The sequence below is a fragment of the Halomonas sp. genome, from assembly GCF_052095765.1.
Classification (GTDB): domain Bacteria; phylum Pseudomonadota; class Gammaproteobacteria; order Pseudomonadales; family Halomonadaceae; genus Halomonas.
In genome coordinates this window covers 1-8,651 of sequence record NZ_JBQDJZ010000105.1, presented here as the reverse complement: position 1 = coordinate 8,651, position 8,651 = coordinate 1, and the positions used below count along the sequence as shown (strand labels likewise).

Here is an 8,651-nt window from a genome sequence, read left to right as displayed (position 1 = left end):
CTGCAGTGGCCTCCAAGAGCTTTTTGATTACCATCGGTGACCGCTCGATCACTGGCATGGTGGCGCGCGATCAGATGGTCGGACCCTGGCAGGTACCGGTGGCTGACGTCGCCGTCACGACCGCCACCTTCGACACCCATACCGGTGAAGCCATGGCCATGGGCGAGCGTTCGCCGGTGGCACTGATCAGCCCAGCCGCCAGCGCCCGACTGGCGGTAGCCGAAACCATCACCAACATGGCCGCCGCACCCATCGCAAAGCTCGGTGATATCAAACTCTCCGCCAACTGGATGAGTGCGGCAAACCACGTCGGCGAAAACCAGGCACTGTATGACGCCGTGCATGCGGTGGGCATGGAGCTGTGTCCGGCACTTGATATCGCTGTACCAGTGGGCAAAGACTCCATGTCCATGCGCACGGCCTGGCAGGACACCAACGCGGATGGCGAGACCGAAGACAAGAGTGTGACCTCGCCGCTGTCGTTGGTTATCACCGGCTTTGCACCGGTCACCGACGCCATGCGCACCCTGACGCCGCAGGTGCGTATGGACCAGGACGAATCCGACCTGATCCTGATCGACCTGGGGCACGGCAAGAACCGCTTGGGCGGCTCGGCGCTGGCCCAGGTGTATGGCCAGGTAGGCGACGATTGCCCCGACCTCGACGACCCGGAAGACCTCAAGGCCTTCTTCGCAGTGATTCAGGGGCTGAACGCCGAAGGCAAACTACTGGCCTACCATGACCGCAGCGACGGCGGCCTGCTGGTGACCCTGCTGGAAATGGCTTTCGCCGCCCATGGCGGTCTGGAGATCAAGCTCGACTGGCTGGTGGACGAGCCCGCTGAGGCTGTGGATGCACTGTTCGCCGAAGAGCTCGGTGCAGTGATCCAGGTATCCCGTGAGCACACCGAAGCTGTGCTGACGCAGTTCGCCGCTGCAGGCCTTGAAACCTGTGGTGTTATCGCTCGGCCACGTTACGACGATCAGGTTCGCGTCACGCTGTTTGAAACGCCGCTACTTGAAGTCTCGCGGCTGCTGACCCAGCGCACCTGGGCCGAAACCAGCTACCGCCTGCAGGCACTGCGCGACAACGCCGAATGTGCCAAGAGCGAGTTCGACAGCCTGCTGGACAGTCGCGACCCGGGGCTGTCGGCGGTGCCAAGCTTTGATGTAAATGAGGACATCAGTGCGCCCTTCATCAACCTTGCCCGCCCGAGCGTGGCGGTGCTGCGCGAACAGGGCGTCAACGGCCACCTCGAAATGGCTTGGGCTTTCGACCACGCTGGCTTCGAGGCTGTAGACGTGCATATGAGCGATATCCTTGAAGGCCGCGTCAGCTTGGCTGATTTCAAGGGGCTGGTAGCGTGTGGTGGTTTCTCCTACGGCGACGTGCTGGGCGCCGGTGGCGGCTGGGCCAAGTCGATCCTGTTTAACCCGCGGGCACGGGACGAATTTGCCGACTTCTTTGCGCGGCAAGACAGCTTTAGCCTGGGCGTGTGCAACGGCTGTCAGATGCTGTCCCAGCTTATTGAGCTGATTCCCGGCACCGAAAATTGGCCGCGCTTCATGCGTAATGAGTCCGAACAGTTCGAGGCACGGGTCGCCATGGTGCGGGTAGAAGAGAGCCCCTCGGTACTGCTCTCGGGAATGGAGGGTTCATTGCTGCCGATCGCCGTCGCCCATGGCGAAGGGCGCGCCGAGTTCCGCGACAGCGCCCACCTTCGCAGTATTCAGAATGGCGGGCATGTCGCCTTGCGCTTCACCGACAACTACGGGCAGGCCACTACCCGCTACCCGGCCAATCCCAATGGCTCCCCTTCGGGCATTACCGGTCTGACCACCCCGGATGGCCGCGTCACCATCATGATGCCGCACCCCGAGCGCGTCGTGCGTGCTGTGACCAACTCTTGGCGCCCCGACGAATGGACCCAGGATGGCGCCTGGATGCGGCTGTTCCGTAACGCACGGGTTTGGGTGGGATAACAGTGGCGAAGACTGACTCGCCGCCGCTGCGCGGCGGGTCGCAGCACAAGCGCTGCTTCTACGAAAACCGCTGCATGTGGCTGTTTCTGAAGGAGTTTTTAGGGACGCTCTTCAGGCAGCGAAAGGCGCCGAGAGGCGCCTTGGATGTGTTTGCCTCAGGTAAAACAGCTCACTCGCCCTTGGGCTTGCTTTCAGCTTCGTCAGGGTGAAGCGTTTTCAGATGTGACTCCAGCTCATCAAGCACGCTGTTGAACTGGGCCTGAAGGTGGTCAAAGCGGCCGAAGTCGTGACTGCATTCTTCGCAGAAAACGTGGTATTGACCCTGGCGGCCTGGGGGAAAACGCTTGTACATGCTACCGCACTTGGGGCATGCGGGGCTTGTCTTGGCTTGCATCTTGTTACTCCTTGTTGGTTGCTGGTGTATTGCAGCGCATCAGGGTGTTTCACGAGGCCTTGCCCTGAGTATGCGCTCATTGTCATTAAGTTTGAGTGGGTGATGCAAGTCGTTGACCCTTTTAAGGGGCGGTGTCTTGACCTGTTACGCCATGAAACGACTGTTTGAATACTGGCCCGTTTCCCGACACACTCAAGGAAAACCTCCCAGGAGTCAGTCTGCTATGTCCCATTCACCTACCCAACAGCTGCTGCATGAAAGGATACAGCTTTCCATTGCCGAACACGTAGCTGAGGTGCGCCTGCTGCGAGCCGACCGTCACAATGGCTTGGACTGGGCAATGATTGATGGCCTGCTGGAAGCTCAGCGCTGTCTAGCTCAGCATCTTCAGGAACAGCCCGGCGACATTCGCACGTTGGTACTGGCTGGTGAGGGCGAAAGCTTCTGTGCCGGGCTGGACATGGCCGACATCATGACCCAACCCCAGCGGTTGCCGTGGTTACTCAAGGCCGCCGACGACGGCATTAATCCGGTACAGCGTCTGGCGCTGGGCTGGCGCGAGCTGGGGGTACCGGTGCTAGTGGCGCTGCAGGGCCATGTTTACGGCGGCGGGTTGCAGATTGCGCTGGGTGCCAATATCCGTATTGCTCACCCACAGGCACGTCTGGCGCTGCTTGAGATTGACTGGGGCATCATGCCGGACATGGGCATCAGTGTGACCGCCGACGGTATGCGTTCCGATGTGATCTGCGAGATGGCCTGGAGCGGCCGCAAGATAGCGGCAGATGAAGCCCTCACCCTGGGGCTGGTCAGTCGCTTGGCTGATGACCCGCAACAGGCGGCCATGGACGCTGCTCAGGCCATCGCCGCGCGTTCACCGCGCGCCGTGGCGGCCTTCAGCGAGCTGATGCAGCAGTCGCCCGATTTGAGCGAGAGAGATCGGCTGGCGCTGGAGGCGCGCTTGCAGAGTGGGCTGTTGGGTAGCGCCGAGCAGCAGGAAGCGGTCGCCGCCCGTTTGCAGGGCAGGGTTGCACGATTTGACTGACGCCCAGCTAGCTCACCCGCTGCCGATACAGCCGCCCCAGCTGCGGCCCTATCAAAAAGACGCCGTCAGCCGGGTAATAGCGCATTTTCGCGGAAGTGACGACCCCGCCGTGGTGGTGCTGCCCACCGGCAGCGGCAAGTCGTTGGTGATAGCCGAGCTGGCGCGGCTGGCGCGTGGCCGGGTGCTGGTGTTGGCTCATGTGCGCGAGCTGGTTGAGCAGAATCACGCTAAGTTCCAGGCCTACGGGCTGGAGGCCGATATCTTCAGTGCCGGCTTGGGGCGCAAGGAAAGTCGCCGCCAGGTGGTGTTCGGCTCAGTGCAGTCGGTGCTGCCTAATCTGGAGCGCTTCGGAAGCAAGCAGAATAGTGAACAGGAAGACGCCAGCGCCGCCGGTTTCACGCTGCTGATCATCGACGAGTGTCACCGCGTCTCCGAGGATACCGACAGCAGCTATCATCGCGTCATCGCTCACCTGCGCCGCGCCAACCCCAGGCTCAAGGTGCTGGGCTTGACCGCTACGCCGTATCGCCTCGGCCAGGGCTTTATCTACCATCGCCATCACCACGGCATGGTGCGCGGCGCTGACGACTGCTTCTTCCGCGACTGCGTGTTCGAGCTACCGCTACGGCTGATGGTCAAACAGGGGTATTTGGTGCCGCCCACACCGGTCGATGTGGCTGTGGAACGCTACAACTTCTCAGCGCTGATGCCGGGCAGCGGCGGGCTGTTCCGTGAAGATGAGCTAAATCGGGTGACCGCCGGCAACCGTGTCACCCCGGGCATCATCGAAGACGTCATGGCCCAGGCCCGGCAGCGCCAGGGCGTGATGATTTTTGCCGCCAGCGTCGCCCACGCCACTGAGATTCTTAGCTATTTGCCCGCAGCCCAGGCCGCGCTGATTACCGGTGCCACGCCCACCCCCGAGCGCGAAGCGCTGATTGCCGCCTTCAAGGCCCGCCAGCTCAAGTATCTGGTTAATGTGTCGGTGCTGACCACCGGCTTTGATGCGCCCCATGTGGATCTGATTGCCATTCTTCGGCCTACCGAGTCGGTCAGCCTCTACCAGCAGATCGTTGGTCGCGGCCTGCGGCTGTCGCCCGGCAAGCAGGACTGTCTAGTTCTCGATTACGCCGGTAACCCCTGGGATCTCTACGCCCCGGAAGTCGGCAGCGCCCAGCCCGACAGCGGCACCGAGCCGGTGCAGGTGGAATGCCCGGCCTGTGGCCACGCCAATCTCTATTGGGGGCGGCGCGAGGGTGATGTGGTAATCGAACACTTCGGGCGGCGCTGCCAGGGGTTGATTGAAGTTCCCGCGAATGTGGCGTCGGGCGACAGCAAGAAGAAGCAGCAATGCGACTTTCGCTTCCGCTTCAAAACCTGCAGTGAATGCGGCGCCGAAAACGACATCGCCGCCCGCCAGTGCCACGGTTGCCAGGCGCTGCTGGTCGATGCCGATAAGGCGTTGCGCGAAGCACTCAAGCTGCGCGATGCTCGGGTGTTGCGGGTCAGCGGCATGCAGGTTGAGGCAACCGTTAACGGCCGTGGGCTGGCGCGGCTCAAGATCACCTATCACGATGAAGATGGCGCTACGCTGAGTGAATGGTTTGCACTGGAAACACCGCCCCAGCGCGCCGCCTTTGCCTTAGTGTTTCTGCGCGACCATTTGCGCGCGCCCGGCATTGCCTGGAGCCCGACCCGTCCTGAAGAGGTTGTGGCTGAGCAGCATCGGCTGCGCGCGCCCGACTTCGTCATCGGTCGCAAGGCAGGGCGCTACTGGCAGATACGCCGCAAGCTGTTCGACTATACTGGGCGCTATCGTCTGGCCGACACGGCAGGCTAGTCCGCCGACAGTGTGCTGATGCACACCCGTGAAGCACACAAAGCTGGCTTGCCATCTGGCGGGCTTGTAAACTGCCGCGTTGATCTCGCGTTCTCCTGAGAGGCTCCTGTTTGAGTTTGAGCGATGCTGCAAACCAGACTGATATGACCGATACCCTGAGGCCTGAGCACGGCAGCCCTGAAGCGGCCCAGCAGGCCGGGGCTTTGGGTCGTCTGTTCGATGAGCCAATCCTGGAGTTGCCCGATGACCTGTATATTCCGCCTGAAGCACTGCGAGTTTTCCTCGAAGCCTTCGAGGGGCCGTTGGATTTGCTGCTGTACCTGATCCGGCGTCATAACCTCGACATTCTCAGTATCGACGTTGCAGCTATCACCCACCAATACATCGCCTACATTGAGCTGATGACCTCTATGGAAATCGAGCTGGCTGGCGAGTATCTGTTGATGGCCGCGACCCTGGCAGAGATCAAATCGCGCACTTTGTTGCCACGTCCACCTAAGGAAAGTGACGACGACGAAGGTGAAGACCCCCGGGCTGAGCTGATCCGACGTCTGCAGGAGTACGAGCGCCTTAAACACGCGGCTGAAAGCCTGGGCGAGCTACCCCGGCTGGGCCGTGACTGGTTTCCTGCCAGTGCCGCGCTGCCGCCGCTGGATTCCCGCGTGGTGCATCCGGATGTCGAGCTCGACGAGTTGCTGACTGCGTTGGCCGGTATTCTGCGGCGTGCCGAACTGAACCAGTCGCACCAGATCAGCCGTGAGGCGCTGTCTACTCGTGAACGTATGCTGGCGATCATGGCGCAGCTGGACCACCAGCATTACACGCCGTTCGAGGCGCTGTTCAGTCTAGAGGAAGGGCGCGCCGGCGTGGTGGTGACCTTCATGGCAATTCTGGAACTGGCCAAGGAAGCCATGATAGAAATCGTCCAGAATGTACCGCTGTCACCTATTCACGTGCGCGGTCGGGTGTCCGCCGACGACGGCGAAACCCCCTACGAGAGCGATCCAGAAAGTGCTCAGGACGATGAAAGCGTCTTTGCCGACGAGGCAGATCCGCAAGGAGTGTTACCGGATGATGCTCTGTATGACGACGAGGAGATGTTTGAGTGAGCGCTGAGCCGCCAAGCCTGCTGGAAGATATTCTGGAAGCGGCGCTGCTGGCCGCTGGCGAGCCGCTGTCACTTGAGCGTCTTGATGTGCTTTTTGACGACCACGAGCGGCCCCCGCGGCAGAGCCTGCGCGGTGCACTGGAGCGTGTCGGCCAGCGCCATGAAGGCGGCGCCATGGAAATGCTGCAAACGGCCTCCGGCTATCAGCTGCGCATCCGGCCACGGCTGTCACCCTGGGTTTCTCGACTGTGGGACGAACGCCCCCAACGTTACTCGCGGGCGCTGCTCGAAACCTTGGCGCTGATTGCATATCGTCAGCCGGTGACCCGCGGTGATATTGAAGATGTGCGCGGTGTCGCCGTCAGCGGCTCGATCATGCGCACCCTGCTAGAGCGCGGCTGGGTGCGTGTGGTCGGACATCGCGACGTGCCAGGCAGGCCAGCGGTGTATGCCACCACCCGCGGCTTTCTTGATGACTTTGGTCTGAAAACGCTGGATGAGCTGCCGCCGATGCACGAGCTCAAGGCGTTTGAGGAAGAGTTTGCCGAAGAGGAAGCCACGCCGCCACCACCCCAGCACGAGCTGCTGGCCCAGGCTGACGAGCCTCTGGACGAGAACGACAGCGATACGGAAGTTGAAGTAGAGCCAGAAACAGAGCTTGAGCCAGAGCCAAAGTCAGAAAAAGCACCAGAAACACAAGCTGAACAAATGACGGCCGGGATGGCCGACGACCCACACGCCGGGATGGCGTCCGAGCGGACAACGCTGAGCTTTGCTGACTTGCAGGCGCGGCTGTCCGAACGTGCTCGTTCAGAAAAACAGGCCGATGACGACGTTCTTGAGGACACTCTTGACGACAATGACGCCACGGGCACGGAATCCACTACCAGTGAGATTGACGATCAATGACACAATCGACTCCCCCCACCGAAAAGCTGCAAAAAGTGCTGGCTCGCGCGGGCCTTGGCTCGCGTCGTGAAATGGAAGGCGTGATTGCCGAAGGCCGGATCAAGGTAAACGGCAAGGTAGCCAACCTGGGCGACCGTATCGACATGCGCGACCAGGTCACCCTGGACGACCGTCCGGTAGGCCTGCGTAGTGCCGATGACGTGCCGCGCCGGGTTATCATGTACAACAAACCCGAAGGCGAGCTGTGTACCCGCAAGGACCCGGAAGGGCGGCGCACAGTCTTTGATCGCCTGCCCCGGCTCAAGGGTGAGCGCTGGATAGTCATTGGCCGCCTGGATATCAACACCAGTGGCCTGCTGCTGTTTACTACTGACGGCGAGCTGGCCAACCGGCTGATGCATCCCTCTACCGAGATCGAGCGCGAGTATGCGGTACGGGTCATGGGCAAAGTGGAAAAGCAGCACGTTGTCGCCATGACCGAAGGCGTCATGCTTGAAGACGGCCCGGCCCGCTTTACCGATGTTCAAGAGTTTGGTGGCGAAGGCATCAACACCTGGTTTCATGTGGTCATCATGGAAGGGCGTAACCGTGAAGTGCGTCGGCTGTGGGAGTCACAGGAACTGACCGTCAGCCGACTCAAGCGCGTGCGCTATGGCAACATCTTCCTGGACAAGCGCGTCAAGCTTGGAGAGTGGGTTGAGCTGAACCAAGACGAAGTGGATGATCTATCGGCGATGGCCGGGCTGACCAAGCGCGCCGTGCCGGTACTGACGCCCAGCGAACAGAAGCAGTGGAAGCGTGATAGCAACAAGCGTCAGCCGGTTCAGGGCATCCGCAAGCCCCGTTCACGCTCGCGGCGCTGATTTGCCCGTCACCCGCTGCACATAAGTGCTGATGGCATTGGTGCAGCGGTCTGCCAGGGGGGTACACAGCACCCAGGGTAGAATTAGCAGCACAATCGCCAATGAGCCGACAAGGATGTCGGTGAACCAGTGTGCGCCGACCACAACCCGTGGCGCTGCGGCCAGTATCATGACTACAAGGCTTAGCGCGCGAACCAGGCGGTCACCGAACTTGAGCATGAAACCGGTGAAAATCATCGCCATGATGCCGTGGTCGCCGGGGAAGCTGCTGTTGGAGACTGCCTTGGTGGAAAAATTTACCAGCTCAGTGATTCGAGTGGAGTCTGGGTAACGCAGAGTCGGGCTTTCGTGGGTGTACGTCACCAGAAAGCGCACCAGCAGCGCCGTGACGCCCGCCGTCAAGACCATAGTGACGCCGATACCGAACCAGCGCGACCAGCCGCCTTTGGGGTCGCGCCAGGGAAAATGCATGAAAAACCGCTCTACGACGGGCCTCGTAGCGCTTTACCA

The 8,651-nt window shown here is 61.3% G+C and carries 8 protein-coding genes; 6 read left to right on the top strand and 2 right to left on the bottom strand.

Annotation, left to right across the window (positions count from 1 at the left end; genetic code table 11):
* On the top strand, nt 1-1,982 hold a 1,982-nt coding region (purL, locus tag ACTH3D_RS11660; RefSeq protein ID WP_441667289.1), incomplete at its 5' end, for a phosphoribosylformylglycinamidine synthase.
* A gap of 169 nt (nt 1,983-2,151) precedes the next feature.
* Here purL and ACTH3D_RS11655 read toward each other — a convergent pair.
* Entirely contained in the window at nt 2,152-2,376 is a 225-nt protein-coding gene (locus ACTH3D_RS11655) for a hypothetical protein (RefSeq protein WP_441667288.1), read from the bottom strand.
* A 223-nt stretch (nt 2,377-2,599) separates the two neighbouring features.
* Between ACTH3D_RS11655 and ACTH3D_RS11650 the strand changes: the two genes are divergently transcribed.
* The 5 genes from ACTH3D_RS11650 (at nt 2,600) to rluB (ending at nt 8,141) form a co-directional block, all read left to right on the top strand.
* The gene (locus ACTH3D_RS11650) at nt 2,600-3,421 is read left to right on the top strand and encodes an enoyl-CoA hydratase-related protein (protein WP_441667287.1); all 822 of its coding nucleotides are present in this window, start codon (nt 2,600-2,602) and stop codon (nt 3,419-3,421) included.
* Between the two features lie 25 nt (nt 3,422-3,446).
* Complete coding sequence (locus ACTH3D_RS11645) at nt 3,447-5,261, top strand: DEAD/DEAH box helicase (protein WP_441667290.1); 1,815 nt, start codon at nt 3,447-3,449, stop codon at nt 5,259-5,261.
* 143 nt (nt 5,262-5,404) lie between these two features.
* Complete coding sequence (locus ACTH3D_RS11640) at nt 5,405-6,370, top strand: segregation and condensation protein A (RefSeq protein ID WP_441667286.1); 966 nt, start codon at nt 5,405-5,407, stop codon at nt 6,368-6,370.
* On the top strand, nt 6,367-7,278 hold the full coding sequence (gene scpB, locus ACTH3D_RS11635) for an SMC-Scp complex subunit ScpB (RefSeq protein WP_441667285.1): 912 nt from the start codon (nt 6,367-6,369) through the stop codon (nt 7,276-7,278). Before ACTH3D_RS11640 ends, scpB begins: the two co-directional genes overlap by 4 nt.
* On the top strand, nt 7,275-8,141 hold the full coding sequence (gene rluB / locus ACTH3D_RS11630; RefSeq protein ID WP_441667284.1) for a 23S rRNA pseudouridine(2605) synthase RluB: 867 nt from the start codon (nt 7,275-7,277) through the stop codon (nt 8,139-8,141). The genes scpB and rluB overlap by 4 nt, the downstream gene beginning before the upstream one ends.
* Here rluB and ACTH3D_RS11625 read toward each other — a convergent pair.
* Nucleotides 8,124-8,612: a phosphatase PAP2 family protein gene (locus tag ACTH3D_RS11625; protein ID WP_441667282.1), complete on the bottom strand. Its 489-nt coding sequence runs from the start codon at nt 8,610-8,612 to the stop codon at nt 8,124-8,126. The genes rluB and ACTH3D_RS11625 overlap by 18 nt on opposite strands.
* Nucleotides 8,613-8,651 lie beyond the last annotated feature (39 nt).